Consider the following 22995-nt stretch of genomic DNA (forward strand, 5'->3'; position numbering starts at 1 on the left):
TGAGAATAAAGAGAGGACAGATCAAATGGACATCAAAAATGCAAAGATCAACAGACAAAGAATAATCGTACAGACCAGTGTGATAGGTATCATGGCAAATGTAGCCCTGGCCGCATTCAAGGCGACAGTAGGCATCCTGTCCAACTCAATCTCTGTACTTCTGGATGCAGTAAACAACTTAAGTGATGCTCTTTCATCAGTCATTACCATCATAGGGACCAAGCTGGCAGACAAAAAGCCTGACAAGAAGCACCCTCTGGGACATGGAAGAATAGAATACCTGACTGCAATGATAGTGGCTGCCATCATCCTCTATGCAGGTCTTACTTCATTTATAGAATCTGTGAAAAAGATCATGGATCCTGCTCTTCCTGATTACAAGCCTGTGTCACTGATCATCATCGCTGTTGCCGTAGTGGTAAAGATCGTACTGGGTTATTATGTCAAGAAAAAAGGCCAGGAAGTCAACAGCTCATCCCTCATCGCATCAGGCTCCGATGCATCCTTTGATGCTATCATCTCTGCATCAGTCCTGGCATCAGCTATCATCTATCTGATCACAGGCATCCCCCTGGAAGCCTATGTGGGTATCATGATCTCCTGCTTTATCATCAAAGCCGGTTATGAGATGATGTCTGAGACTGTCAGCGACATCCTGGGCAACCGCCCTGATGCAGCCTTTGCAAAAGCCATCAAAGCCACAGTATGCGAAGATCCTCAGGTACATGGTGCCTTTGACCTCTTCCTCTACAACTACGGTCCCGACAGAAACTATGGTTCCATCCATATAGAAGTAGACGACACATTGACAGCAGCTGAGCTGGATGCCATAGAGCGCAGAGTCCAGGCAAGTGTATTTCTAAAGCACGGCGTGATCCTCACCGGCGTGGGCATCTATTCCAGAAATACTCAGAACAACGAGATAGCCGAAGTCAGAAACAAGGTTCTGGAGAAAGTCATGTCCCATGACTATTCCATGCAGTTCCACGGCTTCTATGTAGACTTCGAGAATAAGTACATGAGTTTCGACGTAGTCCTCTCCTTTGACTGTGACAGAGACAGGGCACTATCACAGATCATGGGCGAGATTGAGGATATGTTCCCCGGATATACCGTAGATGTACAGGGCGATCTGGATATGTCTGATTAATACACGGATGCACCTTTGTTGTAAACTTTTTCATTGACGTTTACACTTTACATCGCAAACCCGTATTAACCATACACTTCAATGTTGGATGAATGCAAAACCCCGAAGCTGCTATAGGCTTCGGGGTTTTTGGTGCATATTAGTCCAGAGCATTAAATCCATTTTCGAGATCAGCGATGATATCATCAATATGCTCTGTACCAATGGAAAGTCTGATAGTACCGGGCTTGATACCCTGGTCCAGAAGCTCTTCCTCGGAAAGCTGTGAGTGAGTGGTGCTTGCAGGATGGATCACCAGACTCTTCACGTCAGCCACATTTGCAAGGAGAGAGAATATCTTCAGGTTATCAATAAACTTCCATGCTTCTTCCTGGCCGCCCTTGATATCAAAGGTAAATATGGAGCCGCCTCCGTTAGGGAAATACCTCTTATAAAGCTCGTGATCAGGATGATCCTCAAGAGAAGGATGGCTTACCTTTTCTACCTTGGGATTCTTTGACAGATACTCTACGACCTTCCTTGTATTCTCTGCATGTCTCTCAAGACGAAGTGACAATGTCTCAACGCCCTGAAGGAGCAGGAAAGCGTTAAAGGGTGAGATTGCAGCTCCTGTATCTCTAAGAAGGATAGCTCTGATGTATGTCACAAATGCTGCAGGTCCTACTGCGTCATAGAAGGAGATACCGTGATAGCTGGGATTAGGATCTGCAATCTGAGGATATCCGCCTGCTGCCTTAAAGTCAAACTTGCCGCCCTCTACTATGATGCCGCCAAGTGTAGTACCATGGCCGCCGATAAACTTGGTAGCGGAATGTACTACGATATCTGCTCCGTGCTCAATAGGACGGATAAGATAAGGTGTACCAAATGTATTATCTACTACAAGGGGAATATTGTGCTTGTGAGCAATCTCGCTAATAGCATCAATATCCGGGATGTCACTGCCGGGATTACCCAGAGTCTCAAGATATACAGCTCTTGTATTATCCTTTATAGCTCCCTCAAGCTCTGAAAGGTTATGAGCATCTACAAATGTAGTCTCTATACCGTACTGAGGAAGTGTGTGTGCCAGCAGGTTATAGCTGCCGCCGTAGATAGTCTTCTGTGCTACTATATGTCCACCATTTGCTGCAAGGGCCTGAATGGTATATGAGATTGCTGCTGCACCGGAAGCAACTGCCAGAGCTGCGCTGCCGCCTTCAAGTGCCGCAATTCTCTTTTCCAGTACTTCCTGAGTGGAATTTGTCAGTCTCCCATATATATTACCTGCATCTGCCAGTCCAAATCTGTCTGCAGCATGCTTGCTGTTATGAAATACATATGATGTTGTCTGATAGATCGGTACCGCCCTGGAATCTGTAGCGGGATCCGCCTCTTCCTGACCTACGTGTAACTGAAGTGTTTCAAATCTGTAATCGCTCATGATTATGATCTCCTTTCCATCGGATAATATGCATCGCTTGTTTTGTTGAAATCATATTATCATCCATAGGGCCCTTAGAAAATTACGCGCTTTTGATCATCAGTGATAAACGTTTCTTATCATGCAAAAAGCTCCGCTGATCATCACCAGCGGAGCTTTGGTTTTATGCTTGTTAATACTTAGCTTTAACTTTTCAACGAGACTCTGTCATAATTCCTTAAACTTAAGGAGCTCTTCCACGTATTCTTTGCCATATTCAGAGAGCTTGCTGCCTTTTCTAGTGATATAGCCTATGGTAAGGGTATCTTCTTCCTTTAGCTTAATAGATACCATACCCTTCAGGATAGCCTCATCATCAGCCAGCATGCCGCTTCCTATGGAATAGCCGTGTAGATCTGCTATGATCTCCATACTGGTGGCTCTATCATCAGACTTTATCAGCTTGCCAAAGTCATAATCTGCCAGAGCTTCCTCTGTCAAATAGAAATTGCTGTCATCAGTCTGGTCAAATAATACGCAGGGATAAGCAGACAGTTCTTCTATGGAAATCTCTTCTCTTCCTGCAAATTCGTGATCTTTCCAGACATAAATATAGGTTTCCCTTTTCATAAGAGGCTCAAAAAGGAGATTATATTCCTTAAAAAGCTTCTTTATTAGCTTCTCGCTTCCTGCTGAAAAGGACACGATACCAACTTCACTCTTTAGGCTGCTCACATCCTCTAATACATTTCTGGTCTTGGTCTCATGAATGGAAAAGACAAATTTCTCAGGATCCCTTGATCTGATAACATTGGTAAAGGCTCTGATAGCAAAATTATAGTGCTGGGTTGACACAGAAAAGCGCTCCTTGCCGCTATCTCTGGACAGATACCTGTCCTCAAGGATATCATACTGGGCTACCGCCCTCTTGGCATAGCCTATAAACTCTCTTCCCTCATCAGTCAGACTGATACCCTTATTGGTCCTCTCAAACAGGAGTATCCCCAGCTCTTCTTCCAATTCCCTGATACTGGCTGATAAGGCAGGCTGAGATACGTAGAGTCTGGCAGCAGCTTCACGCATAGAGCTGGAATTTGACAGCTCAAGTACATATTTGATCTGAGTAATATTCATTATCAGTTCCTTTACTTTGTCAAATGTCAGATAGCTTTTCTTTTGACCTTTTCTTTTTTGATAGTTCCGTCTACCTCTTATCTCTTGGAAAGTGTCACAATAGTCTCTATCGACCTTGTGTGACAGAACATATCCACAGGAACGCAGTGATCCACCTTATAACCTCCGGCAGTCAGGAATTTAAGATCCCTGGCAAGAGAGTCGGGGCCACAGGATATGTATACAACCTTGGAAGGTAACAGTGCAAAAAGAGCTGTGAGGAATTCCTCGGTTGAACCATTTCTGGGCGGATCCATAAAGACCACATCTGCCTTATCACCGGCTGCAGCCATTTGCTGCATAAAGCGTGTAGCATCATTTTTATAAAAGGTGACATTTTCTATCTTATTGTTCTTGGCATTCCAGATGGCGTCCTTGACCGCATCGCCATTGATCTCCACACTGATGACTTCCCTTACATGAGAGGAAGCTATAAGGCCAATAGTACCCACTCCGCTATAGCAGTCCAGAGCAAGCTCGTCTCCTGTCAGCCCTGCAAGCTCAATGGCCTTGCTGTACATCTTCTGGGTCTGAACGGGATTGACCTGATAGAAGGAAGCAGGTGACATCTTAAACTCCAGCCCGCAGACAGTATCCAAAATATATCCCTTGCCGTAAAGGGTCTTGAATCTGTCTCCCAGTATCATAGAAGTGTGTCTGTCATTGATATTAAGTACTACAGTAGTGATCTCCGGATGCTTCTCCAAAAGAGCCTTCACAAAATTCTTGGAGGATGGGAAGATGGGGCTGGTCACCACAAGAACTACCATGATCTGCCCTGAATTCTTGCCAACCCTGATAAGGATATGCCTGAAAAGGCCCTGTCCGTAATCTTCATCATAGGTCCTGATCTTAAATGACTTTAAAAGTCCTCTGATAGTAGCGATGATCTCGTCAGCCTTTTGATCCTCGAGAAGGCAATATTCAACAGGCACCACCTTATGACTGCTCTCCTGGTATATACCGGAGAGGGGATTGCCCTTCCTGTCATGGGTAAATACCGCATGTACCTTGCACCTGTAATGGTCAGGATCCTCCATAGCTATGAAGTCCTCAACCTTGCAGTAAGGAGACAACAGCCCCTGAAGATGCTTCTTCTTGAGCTTCAGCTGCTCTTTGTAAGGAGTGTCAATATAGTGACAGCCTCCGCATTTCTTAAAATAAGGACAGCGACTGCCCTTTTTCTTCGGTGCTGCGCTGTCCCCTTCAGCTATACTGTTCTTTTCAGTACTCTTCTTAGCTGCATTATTTTTTGCTGCTTTGTTCTTTGAAGCGCTATTCTTTGCAAAACTGCTCTTTGCTGCAGTATTCTTTTCTTTAGCGCCTGCTGTTTTTTCTTTTTTAATAATCGTCTTCTTCATCATAATCCTGATCCTGGTCCATCAAAGTGCGCTTGGTCACTGCCCTGTGCTCTTTGTCACCGCTGATCTCCCTGAATTTAAGCCCCGGCATATCCTTGACCAGAGCATATGCTCTCTCTACATCCACCCTGTTGATACGGATCAGACAGTTGATACGATCAGATCCTCTCTTTCCTCCCAGGAGCTTCTGCCAGATAGACTGCTTCTGCCAGTCAACATAGTATGAAATACGCTGTTTCAAAAAGAGACGCTCAAGCTCTTTCTTCTCTCTCTGAGAATAGATGTTACAAAAAGGCACCTCGTTGTTAAAGGACTGTGAGTCAGTGTTGATTCCCGCCATTACCAATTACTCTCCTTAATTACTTATCATTTTCCCCGAACTTAACACTCAGGATACGCTTCATGGACAAGTCTATCCTGTCCTTGGAAACAGAACCGTTTTGTACAGCTTCCAAGAGACCATTATACGCCAAATCAAAATCTTCGGGAAGATAGATCATATCCGCTCCTGCATTAATAGCTGCAACAGCCGCTGCATCTGCAGTATACTGACTGGTTATACAGGGCATGTTCAGAGCATCTGTGATCACTATTCCCTTATAGCCCATTGAAGTCCTTAGTGTATCACTAATTGCTCCTTCAGACAAGCTGCAAGGTGTCTGACCATCCCCTGTAAGAGCAGGGCATATCACATTGCCCATCATGATCATATCAGCACCAGCATCTATAGCTGAGTAGAAAGGTCCAAATCTGCTCTCCAGGTCCTCTTTGCTCAGATTGCAGCCAGTAACCGTTTCACTGACCTTGTCTGCTTCTGAGGGGAAGCTGCCTACACATGCACTGACACCTGACTGCTCCAAGGATATTACATAAGAAGACAGCCTTCCGGATACCTCCTGGGGATCTATTCCAAAGGCTTCCGGTCTCTCGGATAGGATAGCCGAAGGCGCAAGATTCAGATTAAAGCCATATGTTGTAAGATAAGATGCAATAGCTGATGCACCGGCAGCTGCATCATCATCCGATGCATACTCAGAAGGAAGAGCTGTCTCTTCAAGGCCAAGTGCAGGAGCTACAACGCCGGAAGCTCCGCCTGCTTCACTTACTGCAAAGAAAAGGGGATATTTGCATATCTTGCTGGTCTCCGAGAGCATATCAGTGATCTGTACCGAGTCAATTATATTATTTGAAGAATATACAAGTCCACCAACGGGAGTCTGCTCCAGTGCTTCCCTGGTCTTATCTCCTGCCTTGACAGCATTATCTGTAGCTGTGAGCTGCTCAGGAGTGATGATAAAGAGACCTGCAATTTCTTCCTCCAGGGTCATGTTGTCGATCACATTCTGCAGCTCCTCTGATACAGGAACATCAGCCACGGGACTACTCTCATCCTCTATATCTTCTACAGGTGACATGATCACCTTGTCTTCTTCAGGACTGACTTCCTCCTCCTGAACAGTCTCTGCGGCGAATACTCCGGCTTCCTTGATCCTCTCGCCTACAGTCTTGACCAGAAAGCCCGCTCCTGCTATCAACAGTCCTGCCATCACAAATAGTATGAGATAAGCAGCAATCTGGACTCTCACTCTTCTCTGATGCCTGATAGCCCTTCTGTATGCTTCGCTATCCCTATCTGACTCATCAGAAGACTCTCTGTAGCCCTCCTTACTATCTTCATCAGCTTCATAGCCATCATTGCCATCTTCAGAGGCTTCTGCCTCTGCATCGCCTGCTACCTCATCAGGAGTTGCCTCTTCGCCAGCTGCAGCCTCCATGTCATCAGAACCAGCTTCTGAATCATGACCATTATCATTATCTTCAAAGTCTCTTGCATCTGCGCTATCTGCCTCTGCTTCAGCCTGCTTTGAAGCATCCGCTTCAGAAGCTGCCTCCTCCAAGCTGTCTGCCTTAACGCTTTCTTCCTCAGAGCTTACTGCTTCTTCACCCTCTGCAAGCGCTGTCACTTCTTCATTATCTATATTTTCAACTACTTTATCTTCTGTCTTATTCTCTACTTTGGGGCTAATGTTCTTTGCTCTGCGTTTCCTATTTTTTCCCATTATTATTCCCCCTCCCAAACATTAAAATTACCTTATAAAGTATACCATGAATACCCCTACCATCAAAGACCAAAAAGAACTACATTATTGCTCAATATAAGTCAGCACAAGGAATGCACGGCTGCTTCCAAACACAATAAAAAGCGGCGACCTTTTTCTTCTTCAAGTCGCCGCCTTTTATATCTTTAATTCTTTCTTTCCGATCTGCGTCGGTTCTTTTGCATCCAAGGGACTGTACCTCCGTTTTCTCAACCTGCTTTTTCCATTCACTTTCGCTTTTCTAAGCTGTGGTGGCCAATCCTATTTCTTCTTGAGCTTTCACCACTTTTCCATGTACTAAAGCCGTTGTAATGATATAACACTGTTTCTCAATCGAAAATCTAACTTAAGTTTCCGGTGGACTGTACCTCCATTTCCAGCGATTATAGTAAACTAATTAAATCTTTGGACTGTACCTTCCTTTCTTTCGGTCCCCCGAAGTATTTCCTTCTCTCTAACTCTCTTGGATTGATTTTATTATATGAAAAGGCCTTCTATTTGTCAAGTCAATTTTGCTATTTTTATTAATTTTATCTGTATTTAATAGTCCGAATAGTGTTTTTTCTGTTTATTGTTTGTGTTTTATATTATTTTCTGACAGTTTGACAAGTGAGTCTCTATCTCCCTCAGCCGATTACAAATGCCCTGTTTATGGTAAAATAAATGTTAGTAAAATTTCCAAAGCCGCATACAATGAGGATAAAAGGGCATAGCCATGAAGAAGATCAAAGAGCTCTACAGTCATCTGTCAATTACAGTCAGGTTTACTCTTATAATAGTACTGGCCTTTATCCTTCTGGCTTCATCCATACTCTTTTCCGCAGGCCTCTATACCAAAGAGAAGCTGGCCAGCTACAGAGATATCGTAGAGAGCAACAATAATCAGCTCCTGGACAAGGCTGACAGCTATATCTCAGACATTGCAAATGTCACCAAGATTCCCCTCACCTATAAAGAAAACGACATGACCTATATGTCCCTGCTCTCCGACTTCAATAAAAGCGGCAATGCCAGCTATGAATTTCAGAGGCAAAACGAGCAGATCTTCGAGCAGATCATGATGTACAAGAGCGATGTTAATTCCTGCTTTATCTTTAATAATGAGGGCAATGGAGACTATAAGGTCAAGTATGCAATATATACGCCCTTTGATCCCACCGGGGAAGAATGGTTCCTCAAAGCGGTAGAAGGCTTTGGCAAGCCCGTATTTGTAAAGACCTATGAGCTTCCGGAAGTTGTCAATGAGAAGCTCCGCCCTCTATATGTATTCGGCATTGCCAGAGGCATAGTGATGCTGCGAAGCGGCTCAGTGATAGGGATACTACTGGTCAATACTGATGTCAGCTTCTTCAGAAAGCTCTGTGATGATGTCAAGCTCAGTGACGGACACCGCTTCCTGATCATGAAGGATGACTATTGTATATACGATTCCGCAGAGCTGTTAACAGCCAGTGATATCCCGGAGCAAAGCGTCATCAGCACCATTGCTGACAAGAGCGGTGCAGAGCTCTACAAATGCAGTATAGACGGTATCACCTCTTACGCAGGTAGTGTCAGTTCCGATACCTTTGGCCTCAGGATCATCAGTATCATACCTTCAGATGAACTCCTGGGGGGGATCAGCAGGATCAGGATCTCAGGCTTCATACAGCTCCTGCTCATCATCTTCGCAGTACTTATGCTGACCTACATCGCTATCCGCAAAGTGGTAAAGCCCATAACCCTTCTCAGCTCTATGATGAAGGTAGCAGAAAGCGGCGATTATACTGCCCATGTAAAGATAGACGGGTCAGATGAGATAGCCCGACTGGCAGATAGCTACAACTCCCTTATAGACAAGACAGACTCTCTGATCAACGAAGTGTACCTGGAAAAGATAGCTGCCAATGAGATGGAGCTGCAGATGCTCCAGGCCCAGATCAATCCTCATTTTCTCTATAATACTCTTGAATCCATCTCCATGATGGCCATAATCAACGATGATGATACTACCGCAGACATGGCTGCAACTCTCGGCTCCATCCTCAGATACAGTATCAGTGACCTCAACAAGCCTGTAAGTCTGGGAGATGAAGTATCTCATATAAAGAGCTACATACAGCTTTTGGAATACCGCTTCAAGAAGCAATACAGCTTTGAACTGGATATTCCTGCCATGCTCTATTCAGTTCCCACGCCGAGGCTCATACTCCAGCCCGTTGTAGAGAACGCCATATACCACGGTATGAACTCTGTCCGCGAAGGGGGACTGGTAAAAGTCTCAGCGGTAAGGACCGGGGAAAACGCTCTTGATATCACAGTCACTGATAACGGCATAGGAATGGACCGGGATATGCTGGATAATCTCAATGATTATATCAATGAGAAAAACGACCTCTTTAAGAGCATCGGCCTTAGAAACGTAAACCGCAGGATCAAGCTCTTTTGCGGCAAGGATGCAGGTCTCTTTGTATATAATGCAGAGGGCGGCGGCACAAAGGTAGTGATAAGGTTAACATGATGCGGATAGAGCGGTTCATAATAACATAACAAGATCACCTCATAGAAGCTCAAAAAATATAGCCGTAACAAAAACAGTCAGCTGACACAGACCGGTATATCTGTATCAGCTGACTTATTTTAATGAGGTAGGTGTCAAAAGTTCCTTTTGACACCTTATGACTAACGGATTGTTCCGTTTCTTCGAAACTCTCACAATCCTAAAACATTCGCAAATCCGCACTACGTGCTACTTTGCTCATGTTTTGCGGGTCATAAATTCATATTCGATTTCGAGCAAGCTCGAATCGAAATGACTTTTGACCCTTACGTCATGTAATTATCTGAATAAAAAACCAAATATAGACTTGATCACTCTTGCTATAGTCCTTACCACCTTTACTACTATCCTGGTCACGATCTTTACTACAACTGCTGCGCCGTGGTCCTCATGATCATGTCCGGGATCCTCTGCGCCGCCGTTTCCGGGATCTGCAGGATCTGTGGGATCTGTAGGATCTGTAATCTCGCCCTGACCGGGATCTTCAGGATCTGTAGGATCTGTGATCTCGCCCTGACCGGGATCTTCAGGATCTGTAGGATCTGTGATCTCGCCCTGGCCCGGATCTTCAGGATCTTCAGGCTCAGCCACTGCTGTCTGATAGAGCTTCAGATCACCTGCTGCAAAGGTAGTACCATTGGAATCTGTAGGTGAAGAGAGGCGATAGATGATAGTCAGTTCGCCATTTGCCACTTCTATCTTCCTGTCAATGAATCTGTCGTCAACAACCACGTCTGCAGTATCAATAGGATCAGATACTACTTCAGTCTCTCCGCTCTTTAGAGCCACCTGCACATTCTTCATGTTGCTCTTGACTTTGATATCGTTACTAAGTGTATATGTGCCATTCTCAAGGCCTGTGATGGTCTTGGAGAATACAGCATCATATCCTGTCTGGCTCCATGCTACCAAAAGACTGTTCTCAACCCAGGGATCAAAGCCTTCAAAGGTCCAGCCTTCCTTGCCATCTGTAGCAAAATCCCATGTCCATACCGGGTCTTCATACTTTTCTTCATAAGGAGGATCATTACCTTCAACATTGATACTGATCTTCTCCCCTGACGTCTCTGTGATCACATCACCATTGGGATAGTATACACCGGCCTTTACTGCGATATCTTCACCGTTGAGTATGCCTAAAGCGCTGTCAATGGTGCAGGTCCAGCTGCCATCAGCATTTACAGGCACGTTGATGGTCTTATCTCCTACTACTACGCTTACATACTGCACAAAGTCAGCAGTTCCTGAAATTGTGAAGGGGAAGGCAGTAATAGCTGCAGGCTCAATGCTGTCTATGGTAACAGCGCTCTTTGACTCCAGATCAGCTACGAAATTAGCACCTCTGATATCATCCACATAGAAGGTACCTGCAGATACTTCACCCTTCTGATCAGAGTAAATGGATACTGACTTAAGGTTAGCTGTGGAATCAACCACATGCCCGGAACCTGCCCAGGACTCCTCTTTGATAGCTGAGAAGGGCATATAGAAATATGTAGGTCCCTTACCTGTCATAAAACCTGTATAAGAGAAGGTAGATACATCTGTCTCAATCTGTACCTTGATATCATTGCCTGAGCCATCACTATCAATGAACATCACGAATCCGTCATAACCAGCCAGATTCAGAAGGTCCATCTTCTTGGTCACGCCTGCATAGCCCTTACCGTTATAGTCATAATCTATCCTCATGCCATAGCTGCCTTCTGACTTGTGGGCAGTATCAAGTGCCAGGTCAAACTTACCGCCGTTGGTATTACGGCTGTATGCAGCTCCAAGAAGATTGGATGAGCCGCTGTAGCCTTCAAAGTCATCTACTCTTGTAGATGAAGCCATATATATGCTGTCCAGATAGATTGTGTAGTCATTGCCGCCCATGCTGTAATCTATAGCTATAGCATAGTTACCTGAGTAAGCCTTATTCTTATCCAGTCTGATACGCGCCAGAGCATTTTCCCCATTTGCACCTTTGATGGCGATGGCAAAAGAGCTTACGCTTGTAAGATCCATTTCTGAAGGATCTGCGCCTGACGTAGTAGTAAAGCTGCCAAGCAGAGCTTTCTTCATAGAAGCCTTGCGGGATGAAAGATCAAATTCCTCACTCTCCCATACAAGCCCCTTTGCATCTGTAAAGGAAAGGGTCAGCTTATTGTCAGATCCGTCCCCTTCAAGATATGCATAGATACTGTCATATGCAGACATATCCTTTGCAGAAAAGTTCTTCTCAAGGCAAAGACCGCTTCCATCTTCAAGAGATGATACAGTATATGCTGCTTCCAGTGTGCTGTCCTGACCAAAATAGTATTCACCGTCTTCCAGTGAGTTGGCAGGAGCTTCATCTGCCAGAGGGATGGATTTCTTGCCTGATGAGAGCTCTACGGATGATAGTCTGATGTCATCCTTGTTCTCCTTAGCTACTGTCACTCTGATCACTCTTACCATGTCAGATACATTCAGGTCTCCGTATACCAGACGCTTTTCACCGTTCTCTTCACTTTCTTTGAGAAGAGGAACCTTGTTGAAGCTGCTGCCGTCATAGGAGTATTCTACAAGAGGCTCTTTGCCGTTTTTGCAATAAGCGATAACACGGTATGCATTGATATCATCCAGTGTTTTGTATACAAGAGTCTCATCATCCTTATATACATAGAGAGGATCTGCGCCATTTTCCCCAAACTGATTGTCCTGGATGATCACATTCTTCATAGGTGATGCGGGTGCAGGCTCGCCTGCAGGAGCGCCGCCGTCATTGACATAGAGGATTGTGATATCCTCCAGCTTACAAGCACTCTTGCCGGGCAGATATACTCTCACATAGTTGCCATAGCAGCTTGCAGGATCAGCCTCTGCAACGTACACTGTGCTGCCGCTCTCATGAGCAGTTTCCAGCTGTGTAAATCTGATACCATCATTGGATACAGCAATCTTTGGTGCATTTTCTTCAGAGGGCTCTGAAGCTGCATTTACAGTTATAGTCTTTGCAGCTATAGAGGCCTTGTATTCAATATAGCCTTCACTATCTGACTTATTTACAATATAACTGCCGGGACATTCTACATTTCTGGAATGGTCATAGCTATATGTCCTTCTGATCTCAGTAGGATTATTGTCAGTGCTGGATACAGAGATCATATCCAGAGGATCATTTACCAGATGATTAACATTCTCTACAGTTACTATATTGGACCAGAGTCCGTAGCCACTCTCATTGGCAGCTCTGAGTCTATAGGAATAGGTCTGTCCGTCTATTGCTGTCTCATCATGAAAGCCTGGCATGCAATCATGAGCCTTGTCTTCTCTGTTTCTGCCCGAGTCATAGAGCTTATCGGACTTATCGCAAACAAGCGTCCACTCTGCACTGTCAGCTTCCGCCTCAGATACTCTGCCATCTGCTCTCTCTACTTCATACCATGCGCCGCCTACTACGCCTCTCCACTTGATATCAGCAACTGAGCCACCGGCCATTGATGATTCATAGAGAAGGGGTGCTTCATCTGTCTCAGGAGCAGGAATAGGGATATTTCTGGCTTCTTCATAATCTGCTGCAGCTCCGTTCACCACCTGAGCATAAGCATAGATGGCCCTTAATATCTCTGTTTCACCGTAATAGTCACCTGCTTCAAAGCCCGGCCAGTGATATGCAGCCCAGTAGCCGTCTTCATCATGGAAGTAGTAGCCAAAGCCGTCCTTGTGTGCTCTCAGAGACCACATCATGATGCCGTTGGTGCCATTATCCACGCCTGCCTGGAATACATCGATGCAGGGATCAGCTGTAACCTTGGCTCCAAACTCACCCAGGATAAAGGGCTTTCCGGCTTCATGGCAGAGCCTGGTATCATCAGCACATCTTGTGGCATAATTGCCTTCATAATAGTGTGCTCCCAGGATGTCCGCGGGATTTTCATCGCTCCTGGATCTCTCTGTAGTAGACATTCTGCCGTCCAGTACCAGGTGATTGTGGTCTATGGACTTGATATGCTCTACAACGGCCTTGTTCCAGGTGCTCAGCTCATCATCGTGTGCAATCTGATTACTCTGATTGCCACCTGCTTCATTGGCTGTCTCCCAGCACAGGATCGCAGGATCATCCATATATTTCACGCCTGTTACAGTATTTACACGGTTTAAGAGGTGGGTGATCATCTGTTCAAAATAGTCCAGACATTTGGGACTGGAATAGAATTTCCATGCCCAGTCCTGGAAGGATGAATTAGAAGGCGCACCATCATTTTCTCCTGCCAGATAAACATATCCGTCTATTCCGCCAACCCAGTGCCAGTGGTCTACCAGCGGCACTACCACTCTGACTCCGTATTCATTACACTTGGCCAGGACATCATCCAGCTCATTAAGTGCATCTTCGTTGAAGGTAAGATTGCCATTTTCATCCACACCTGTGACATAAGCCCTGTGTGCATTCTGGCCATTATATACAGGGATTGTATAGGTCCTTGTCACTCTGCCGCCCATGGTCTTTATGGTCTTGATGGCATTGGCATGCTCCCATTCATTGTCAGAAGTAGCCTGAGGATAGTTGAGAGATATAAACTGCAGCTCCCTGTCACCCTCCATGAGCTTTGTTCCATCAGCTGTTACGAATTCGCTAAATACTGTGCTACTGCTGTCAATCACAGCAGCAGGTTCAGCCAGCGAGTTCTCCGACACGGATGCCGGGATGGAGGTTACAGACAGCGCTGCTGCCATAAAGCCTCCCATGAATTTCATTAATACTCCATTCATTTTGTCCTCCTTTTATTTTACAGCGCCGTCAGTTACGCCGCTGATTATATATTTTTGCAAAAAGATGTAGATGATGATGGTGGGTATGGCCACCAGTACAATAGCAGCGCTCATAAGAGGCCACTCAGCCAGCTTGTCTCCTGAGAATGCATAGAGTCCTGTAGCCACGGTCTTGACCTTGGGCATATACATGTAAGGAGTAAAAAAGTCATTGTATATACCAAGGAGCTTTAAGATGACCGTTGTAGCAATTGCAGGTCCCAGCTGGGGAAGGATGATGGATGTATAGATACGCAGTCTCCCCGCTCCGTCCAGCATGGCGCTCTCATCCAGAGAGATGGGCACCTTGCTGATAAATTGCAGAAAGATGTATATCTGCATAATGTCTGTACCTATGTACAGGATGATGCCTGCCAGGATGCTGTTATAGAGCCCCAGTGCCTTGATCACCTGGAAAGTAGCTATGGTCACTGTCATACCCGGTATAAAAGTAGGGATGAGAAAAGCCAGATAGACTATTTTCCTGCACTTAAAGTCAAAGCGTGACAACGTGTATGCCACAAGTGAAGCTATGATCACTGTCACAGGAACCGATACCACTACCAAAAGACCTGTATTGATAAAACCCCTTGTAAAATTACCTTCTACATATGCTCTGATAAAGTTGGATATATTGGTGATATTCTCAGGAAGGGTCATGACTCCCTTCATCATGTACTCTTCATTGCTCTTAAGGGAGACATTCAGCACTATGAGAAGAGGGGCAAACACAGAAACGATCCCCAGGACCATAATGAGATAAATAAAGAATCTCCCGATCTTGTTATTGATAATAAATGTTGATTTCATCTAATCCTCCGCGCCTGCCACTATCAATTTACTGCGGCATCGTCTCCCTTCAGGAATATATTCTGCACTGCTACAAGGATGAGGATGATGATAAGAAGTATCACGCCCATAGCTGCAGCTTTGCCATATTTGGAATAGTTGTAAGCCAGTTCCAGTGAGGAGCTGATAAAGGTTGCAGTCCTTCCGTCCGGTCCACCCTTGGTAATAAGGAAGGGCTCGAAGTATACCTGAAGTGCACCGTTAAGACTCAGTAGAAGGGATACCTCCAGCATAGTCTTGATATTAGGAAGGGTTATGTACCTTATTGTCTGAAAGAAGCCTGCTCCGTCTATCCTGGCCGCTTCATATACTTCAGAAGATATGGACTGCAGGGCCGCAATATATATCACCATGGTCCATCCGCAATATTTCCAGAAGCTGATAAATGACAGAGCAAAATTGGTCATATATGAATTACTGATAAAATGTACCGACTCTGCTCCGAAGAGGTTCAGGACAAAATTGATGGGTGAATTGGAGTAGTCATAGAGGTAGTTGAACATAAAGGCTACTGCCACACCGTTGATGATATATGGCATAAAGAGAATGGCCCTGAAGGTGGTCTTCATCTTGATATTGCTGTTAAGAAGAATAGCCAGAAAAAGGCCTGCCACCTGCTGGATAATGGCTGTGATAACGTATGCCATGTTGTTTCCAAAGGTTCTGAAAAGCTCCTTTTGTCCTGCTATATCCTTGTAATTCTTGATACCAATGTACTTTAGCTCAGTGCTCATTCCGTTCCAATTGGTAAAGGATAGCTGTATCAGCTTAAAGAGCGGATAGTAGGAAAAAAGTACCAGTAGTGTCACAGGGACAAGCAAAAAACAAACTATGTATATTCTGTCTTTGGTTTTTATTTTCATGAAATAACTCCCATTTTTGAGCGCAATAAGGGCAGTATTGCCAATCAGCAATACTGCCCTGTAAATCAGCAATCCCTAAATCTATATCAGGATATTTTAATAATTCACTCTGGCCTCAGCCCACTTCTTGTTCCAGTCGGCGATCAGCTCAGCCGCTTTCTCGTCACTTTCCTCCATTACATATGTCAGGAAGAACTTCTGACCATCCAGCTCGATATCATTTTTGATGTTAGAAAATCTTGCATCTCCCACAATAGGGCTCAGCGGCTCTACGCCGTATGATAAGAGCTCTGCTACAAAAGGATCGCTAACCTCTATACTTGTATTGGAAGGAATATCAGTAGGCTCTACAGGATTCTCAAGCATGTATGACAGGAATGCCTTGGCAAGCTCAGGGCTTGATGTATCCTTGGAAATACCCCATTTCTTACCTTCGCCTGCCTTGATATTCTTGGCACCGGGGAAGGGGAACATACCGATGTCTTCCTGCTTTGCACCCAGTTCTACGAACTGAGAAGGAAGCCATGTCTCTGAATAATGCATTGCAACCTTGCCCTGGGAGAGATCCAGCTTGAACTGGTCCCAGTTAGCGGACATGATATCATCTTCCAGGTAGCCCCTCTTGTAAAGCTCTCTCATGATATTCATGGATGCCAGCATTGTGTCATCATAGATCTCATCCTGATCGGGATACTTGTTCTCACCTCTGTTGTCACCTGCTGTGATATTGACTTCGCCCCAACCGCACCATGCGTAGATGGGCCAGATATCCTTAAAGGCTGTTCCTACAGGTGTGATGCCTGCTGCCTTAAGCTTTTCGCAGTCATCGTAGAATTCGTCTACTGTCATAGGAACCTTCTCTATTCCTGCTTCCTTGAAGGCTGCCTTGTTGTATACCATACCACAGTAGCTTACTGTCAGAGGCAGTACATAGAGATTGCCATCAGTGCCTCTTCCGTTCTCATAAAAGAGAATGTCATCTGCTGTAAAGTCCAGATCATCTATAGGAAGGAAGTAGTCCTTGTAGGTATCCTGGTTAATAGGATCTACTACATAGAAGATGTCAGGTGCTTCGCCGCCGGCGATCCTTGTAGCAACCACATCATCGTATTCCTTGATCGTCTCAAATGTTACATTGGTTCCGGGATGCTCATCCATGAATTTCTGAGCATATGAAACCAGCTTATCCTCGATATCTGTTCTGTTGCTGGCAACTGTGATGCTGCCTGTAAGTGCGGCTTCGCCCCCGTCTGCCTTGGCTGTTTCGTCTTCTGTTTCAACCGTTGTCAGTTCCTTTTCTGCAGAAGATCCACAACCTGCCAGCGCGCTTCCCAGCATGGAAGCCATCAGTAGAACTGTTAATGCTTTTCTTTTCATTTGTAACAATTCCTCCCTATATCACTAAATACCTTATTAACGCTATCATCGGTTGCAACCTGTAAATATCTTATGCTATTAACAGGGGCAATTTAACAGCCAAAATTTATTAATCTATACAGAATTTGTGAAAAGGCCATACATTTTTTGATACCTGATCAAATATTGTATAAAAAAAGAACCCTTCATCTTTATCTTAAGATGAAAGGTTCTGCATAATTCTGACCATAATATCAATATACGGAGCTCCTGAATTCCTTTGGAGATATGCCCCATCTCTTCTTAAAGGCTCTGCCAAAGGATACAGCATCCTCATAGCCCACCATACTGCCTACCTCATAAATCTTGATGGTAGGATCCTTTAAGAGGTCCTTGGCTTTTTCCATCCTGACATTCAGCAGGTATTCGGAGAAATTGATCCCTGTCTCCTGTTTAAAGAGATTGCTGAAATACGAAGGGTTAAGCTCTGCCCTGTCCGCCATGTCATTTAAGGTCAACACTTCGCTGTAATGAGCATCAATATATTCCTTGGCCATCTCTATGCGAAGTCCGCTCTTCTTCTCCTTCTCGCCCTCCATATAGGATATGATATCCTGCAGCAGGGCATTCATATAGGTCTTTAGCTCACGGAAGGTATTGAGATAATCCACATAAAAATCTATCTCTCTCCTGTGAGCAGCCACATACACTCCCAGGTTCTCTATCCTGATAGAGAGAGTATCTATGATCTCGTGGAGATACTTTCTGAACCTGTCTGAAGTACAATAGCTCAGATCCAAAAAGACCTTGTCCATATCCTCCTTGGACCTGATACGGTCCAAAAGGCAGAGGCTGTGCTCAAGCCTGGCTGTCATAGGCTCTGTATCATAGCGCATGTCTATACACTTGCCCTCTATATCAGAATAAGATATGAGCTGCTTTTGACCCAGGTAGAATCTGCTCATTACTGCCTTCCTGGATTCGTCAAAGCTGTCTGATATCCTGGACCTGTCACTATAGACACTGCTCACTCCCACAGTAACTGTGATCTCTTCATTATTTCTCACCAGGCTCCTGTGGATCTTGTCAGCAAGCTGCTCGGCGCGCTGGGGTGAGTCTGTCATGAGAAGGATCATCAGCTCCTGCTTGTATATGCAAGAGGCGTAATCAAAGCCTTCCCTGTCTGCCAAAAGCTCATTTACCTTATCCGTCACACCTATCAGCTGCCTCTTGTACTCATCCTCTCTGGAAAACTGCTTGTAATATTGGTCTACCAGGAGTCTTACTGTAGCAAAATACTCATAGGAGATATCAACTCCCATCGCGCCTATCCTGGCAAAGAGCTGGGGAGCTTCCTCTTTGGATGAGAAGGAAAGTTTCTTTAAAAGTTCAGAAAGGATAAAGTCATTATTGCCATTTATGGCTTCCTTGGTATGTCTTTCCTTGCTCAGTCTCTTCTCGGCTTTCTCTATGAGACTGATAAACTCGTCCTTCTTGAAGGGCTTTAATATGTAATCATAAGCTCCGCTTACAAATGCACTGCGGACATATTCAAAATCATTGTAACCACTGAGCATGATGATGCCCGGATCATAATCTCTCTCGTTCTGAATGATTCGGGCCAGCTCAAGGCCATCCATTATGGGCATGCGGACATCGCATATGATAAGGTCGATATCCGGATTTTGGTCAAGAAAAGAAAGGGCCAAAGCCCCATCGGAGGCTTCTCCTTCGACGACCCAGCCCTTTCCTGCTTTCTCTATGACTTTTCTCATCCCCATCCTGATGATCTCATCATCATCAACGAGTAAAATCTTCATCCTGCTCCTGACTTATCAATTCAGAGGATAACGATCTGTGAGCTCCTTAACTATTGCTCTTGCTTCAGGTATACCCTCTTCCTTCTTCTTGATAACAAGGGAGATCGCTTCAGCGATACGATCCATATCAGCCTCGTTCATGCCCCTTGTGGTAACAGCGGGTGTACCAAGACGTATACCACTGGTAACGAAGGGAGACTGCTGCTCATTGGGTATTGTATTCTTATTGGCTGTAAGGTGAGCCTCATCAAGCCATGCCTCAACTTCCTTGCCTGTAAGACCAAAGTTAGTCAGATCCACCAGCATCAGGTGATTATCTGTGCCTCCGGATACGATCTTGATGCCTCTGTTCATAAGACCGGAGCAAAGAGCCTTGGCGTTCTTAATAATATTCTCCTGGTATACGCGGAACTCAGGTGAAAGAGCTTCCTTGAAGCATACAGCCTTGGCTGCTATCACATGCTCAAGAGGGCCACCCTGGATACCGGGGAATACAGCCTTGTTAAACTTGAACTTGTCCTGAGCTTCCTGATTCCAAAGGATCAGTCCGCCTCTGGGTCCGCGAAGAGTCTTGTGTGTAGTAGTGGTCACTACATCCGCATAAGGAAACGGACTGGGGTGAAGTCCTGCTGCAACAAGGCCTGCGATATGAGCGATATCTGCCATGAGCACAGCGCCGCACAGATCTGCTGCTTCACGGAATTTCTTAAAATCAATGGTCCTGCAATAAGCACTGGCACCTGCGATGATCAGCTTGGGCTTGTGCTCCTGTGCAAGTCTCTTAAGTTCATCATAATCTATAAAACCGTTATCATCAACGCCGTAAGGTATTACATTGAAATATTTACCGGAAATATTGGCCGGGCTTCCGTGAGACAGGTGACCGCCCTGGCTCAGGTTCATACCCATAATGGTATCACCGGGCTCAAGAAGCGCGAACTGTACTGCCAGGTTGGCCTGAGCTCCTGAGTGAGGCTGCACATTGGCATAATCACATTTAAAGAGCTCCTTGGCTCTCTCTCTTGCCAGATTCTCAACTCTGTCTACAACATAGCAGCCGCCGTAGTATCTCTTGCCCGGAAGCCCCTCTGCATACTTGTTGGTAAGCGGGCTTCCCATAGCAGACATAACTGCCTTGCTGGTCCAGTTCTCAGAAGCGATCAGCTCAATATGATCGTTCTGGCGCTGCATTTCGTCCTCAATAGCCTGTGCTATTTCGGGGTCAACATTCCTTACTTCTTCCAATGAATACATTTCGACTCTCCTCTATCTAATTCTTTTGCCCCTTGCGTTGTTTTAACGCGTTAAAGTCATCTTGCATATAATAACACAATGTTCCCGCAATTGCTATATAATAAGGAGAGATTTTACGACTAAGATGGAGGATGCAAGTAGCAGCATGTATTACTGTATAGTAAATCCCTATGCCAGATCAGGCCTGGGCCTTCAAGAGTGGCTCAGCTTCAAGGCTCTTATGGAAGAGCACAATATCAAATACCAGGCAGTCATGTCCAATGAGGCAGGCGATGCCACCCGTCTGACATATAAGCTTACCAGCAGCCGCTGCCTTATAGAGGACATGGTGCATCTGGTGGTATTTGGCGGAGACGGCACTATGAACGAAGTCATCAATGGCATCAGCGACTTTGACAAGACAGCCCTGGGCTATATCCCCGCAGGAAGCGCAGGTGACCTGGCTCTGGGTCTTGGCATCAGAGGCACAGACAGCAAGGTCCTTGGCGAGAGGATCCTGGAGGGGCAGATCCGTCGTACAACTGATATAGGTAAAGTCACCGCAGAAAGGATCCTGGATACTTTTCCTTTAGGACAGGACAAGCCGGAGTCCTTTTCCAGACTCTTTTGCGTATCTGCAGGAATAGGCTTTGATGCCGTAGTGTGCAAAGAAGCTTCTGTTACAGCTGCCAAAAAGCTCCTGAACAAGCTTGGGCTGGGTAAGCTCACCTATCTGTCAGTAGCACTAAAAGAAATATTTAAGGCAAATAAGTTTTCTGCCGATATAAGACCCGATGATAAGGGGCTCATGGACGTAAAAGATATACTCCTATTGGCAGCAATGATCACACCCTATGAAGGCGGGGGATTCAAATTCTGCCCTGAGGCAGACTATTGTGACTCTCTCCTGGACATCTGCCTGGCAGCCTCCATGAGCAAAGCCTCTATATTAAAGGCTCTGCCTTTATCCAAATTCGGAAAGCACGGTAATACAAAGGGCATATCCTTTATTAAATGCAAGAAGCTGCTGGTAGACAGTAGAGACAGCTTCTGGGTGCATACTGATGGGGAGGTATCTGTAAAAGCCGGCAGGATCACTTTTGAAAACACAGACCTGAAGTTAAAACTGCTCTTTTAATAGTTTAAAACAGCTTATATACCAATAGAATATAATTATTCGCGATAGTTTTTGAGCTATTTCTCCAAAGACGAGTAAATATAAGCCTTTTTTTCATCAAAATTGCACTTGTGCTTTATGCATTCTCCGTATATATTAGACTTTGACAATAAATAATCATAAACGCTATATCGTTCAAACACTAATCATTTTTGCATAATACAAACGAGGTTTAATATGATATTTAAAGACAAGTACTCACAGCCCATCACAAGAGAACGTGTATGGAAGACCTTTTTGATGGCTGTCCCTACAGGCCTTTATGCCATCATGTACATAATATGGTTCAACTGGATAGAGAAGCGCCCGGTAGTGCATTTCACAGAGATGCATGTGGCGATAGATGACAAGATCCCCTTCATGGAGATTTTTGTAGTTCCGTATATCCTATGGTTCGGATTTGTCTTCTTCTGCACCGCCTTCCCGCTGCTCAAGTTTGAAGTCGAGGATTACTGGAAGTTCATGGCTTTCCTCTCATTTGGAATGACACTCTTCCTTGTGTTATCCACCTTCGTACCAACCATCCAGTATTTAAGGCCTGCGCAGATGCCCAGAGACAATATATTTACAGATATGGTAAGTTTCTTTTACACACATGATACTCCTACCAATGTCTTCCCCAGCATGCATGCTTACAATGCTGTAGGCGGCGCCATCAGCCTGCACCACTCCAGAAGGATAGGCAGAAAGGGCCGCATAGCAAGCTCTGTTATGGCCATGCTGATCGTTGTCAGCACCATGTTTATCAAGCAGCACTCAGCTACTGATGTGATCGGAGCTCTTGCTCTTTCTCTTATCGCTTACTACTTTGTATACAGGACCAATCTGGTCACCAACCTCCTGGGCAAGCTTGGAGTCATCGATCTTGCTCCCGAGGAAGCCCCGGAAGAGATATTTGTGAAGTGAATGATATAGGGTCATAGACAACAAAAACCACATGCTTGCATGTGGTTTTTTGTTGTCTCATGACCCTAACAATCATGAGGAAAAAAGCTTTCTGCTTTAGCAGGAAGCGATTTCCGAATGATTGTAGAATTGCGAGAGCAGCTTTGCTGCGAAGCAATTCGTATATCATTCATAGTGTAGATCATTCTATTTATGTTGCTAATTCCTTCCGCTGTCACAGCCTTACTCTCACTCGCTGTCACAAACCTTTTCATTTTTCTGTCATAAGTTTGGAGAGGTTTGTGCGGC

Annotated in this window: 15 protein-coding genes; 4 read left to right on the forward strand and 11 right to left on the reverse strand. The window is 45.0% G+C overall.

Going from position 1 to position 22995, the window contains the following annotated elements; all coding sequences use genetic code 11:
- Positions 1-25 precede the first annotated feature (25 nt).
- Positions 26-1150, forward strand: coding sequence for a cation diffusion facilitator family transporter (locus G636_RS0108240; protein WP_026507658.1), 1125 nt, complete (start codon positions 26-28; stop codon positions 1148-1150).
- A 139-nt stretch (positions 1151-1289) separates the two neighbouring features.
- On the opposite strand, the gene G636_RS0108245 is transcribed toward G636_RS0108240, so the two are convergent.
- The 5 genes from G636_RS0108245 to G636_RS0108265 form a co-directional block, all read right to left on the reverse strand.
- Positions 1290-2573, reverse strand: coding sequence for an O-acetylhomoserine aminocarboxypropyltransferase/cysteine synthase family protein (locus G636_RS0108245; protein WP_026507659.1), 1284 nt, complete (start codon positions 2571-2573; stop codon positions 1290-1292).
- A 207-nt stretch (positions 2574-2780) separates the two neighbouring features.
- Positions 2781-3686 (reverse strand): LysR family transcriptional regulator, encoded by a 906-nt coding sequence (locus tag G636_RS0108250; protein WP_026507660.1) that lies wholly within the window; start codon positions 3684-3686, stop codon positions 2781-2783.
- Between the two features lie 77 nt (positions 3687-3763).
- Positions 3764-5089 (reverse strand): 23S rRNA (uracil(1939)-C(5))-methyltransferase RlmD, encoded by a 1326-nt coding sequence (gene rlmD, locus G636_RS17860; protein ID WP_081668329.1) that lies wholly within the window; start codon positions 5087-5089, stop codon positions 3764-3766.
- Positions 5067-5426 (reverse strand): hypothetical protein, encoded by a 360-nt coding sequence (locus tag G636_RS0108260; protein ID WP_026507661.1) that lies wholly within the window; start codon positions 5424-5426, stop codon positions 5067-5069. Before G636_RS0108260 ends, rlmD begins: the two co-directional genes overlap by 23 nt.
- A gap of 19 nt (positions 5427-5445) precedes the next feature.
- A complete protein-coding gene (locus G636_RS0108265) occupies positions 5446-7146 on the reverse strand; it encodes a glycoside hydrolase family 3 N-terminal domain-containing protein (RefSeq protein ID WP_026507662.1) in 1701 nt (566 codons plus the stop codon).
- 754 nt (positions 7147-7900) lie between these two features.
- Here G636_RS0108265 and G636_RS0108270 point away from each other — a divergent pair.
- Positions 7901-9685, forward strand: a complete 1785-nt coding sequence (locus tag G636_RS0108270; RefSeq protein ID WP_026507663.1) for a cache domain-containing sensor histidine kinase — start codon at positions 7901-7903, stop codon at positions 9683-9685.
- Positions 9686-10003: 318 nt separating this feature from the next.
- On the opposite strand, the gene G636_RS0108275 is transcribed toward G636_RS0108270, so the two are convergent.
- The 6 genes from G636_RS0108275 to glyA all read right to left on the reverse strand — a co-directional run bounded on the left by G636_RS0108275 (position 10004) and on the right by glyA (position 20645).
- On the reverse strand, positions 10004-14464 hold the full coding sequence (locus G636_RS0108275) for a cellulase family glycosylhydrolase (RefSeq protein ID WP_026507664.1): 4461 nt from the start codon (positions 14462-14464) through the stop codon (positions 10004-10006).
- A 12-nt stretch (positions 14465-14476) separates the two neighbouring features.
- Positions 14477-15313 carry a carbohydrate ABC transporter permease gene (locus G636_RS0108280; protein WP_026507665.1) on the reverse strand — a complete coding sequence of 279 codons (837 nt, stop codon included), beginning with the start codon at positions 15311-15313 and terminating at the stop codon, positions 14477-14479.
- Positions 15314-15336: 23 nt separating this feature from the next.
- Positions 15337-16161 (reverse strand): carbohydrate ABC transporter permease, encoded by an 825-nt coding sequence (locus G636_RS0108285; protein WP_196803059.1) that lies wholly within the window; start codon positions 16159-16161, stop codon positions 15337-15339.
- A gap of 150 nt (positions 16162-16311) precedes the next feature.
- The gene (locus G636_RS17865; RefSeq protein ID WP_051226749.1) at positions 16312-17592 is read right to left on the reverse strand and encodes an ABC transporter substrate-binding protein; all 1281 of its coding nucleotides are present in this window, start codon (positions 17590-17592) and stop codon (positions 16312-16314) included.
- Between the two features lie 233 nt (positions 17593-17825).
- Positions 17826-19391: a response regulator gene (locus tag G636_RS0108295; protein WP_026507667.1), complete on the reverse strand. Its 1566-nt coding sequence runs from the start codon at positions 19389-19391 to the stop codon at positions 17826-17828.
- 15 nt (positions 19392-19406) lie between these two features.
- Positions 19407-20645, reverse strand: a complete 1239-nt coding sequence (glyA, locus tag G636_RS0108300) for a serine hydroxymethyltransferase (protein WP_026507668.1) — start codon at positions 20643-20645, stop codon at positions 19407-19409.
- Between the two features lie 124 nt (positions 20646-20769).
- Here glyA and G636_RS0108305 point away from each other — a divergent pair, with 124 nt between their 5' ends.
- Both G636_RS0108305 and G636_RS17870 read left to right on the forward strand, forming a co-directional pair.
- The gene (locus tag G636_RS0108305) at positions 20770-21762 is read left to right on the forward strand and encodes a diacylglycerol/lipid kinase family protein (protein WP_081668330.1); all 993 of its coding nucleotides are present in this window, start codon (positions 20770-20772) and stop codon (positions 21760-21762) included.
- A gap of 216 nt (positions 21763-21978) precedes the next feature.
- Positions 21979-22707, forward strand: coding sequence for a phosphatase PAP2 family protein (locus G636_RS17870; protein WP_051226751.1), 729 nt, complete (start codon positions 21979-21981; stop codon positions 22705-22707).
- The last annotated feature ends 288 nt before the right edge of the window (positions 22708-22995 follow it).

The organism is Butyrivibrio sp. MC2013 (assembly GCF_000424585.1).
Lineage (GTDB): Bacteria > Bacillota > Clostridia > Lachnospirales > Lachnospiraceae > Butyrivibrio.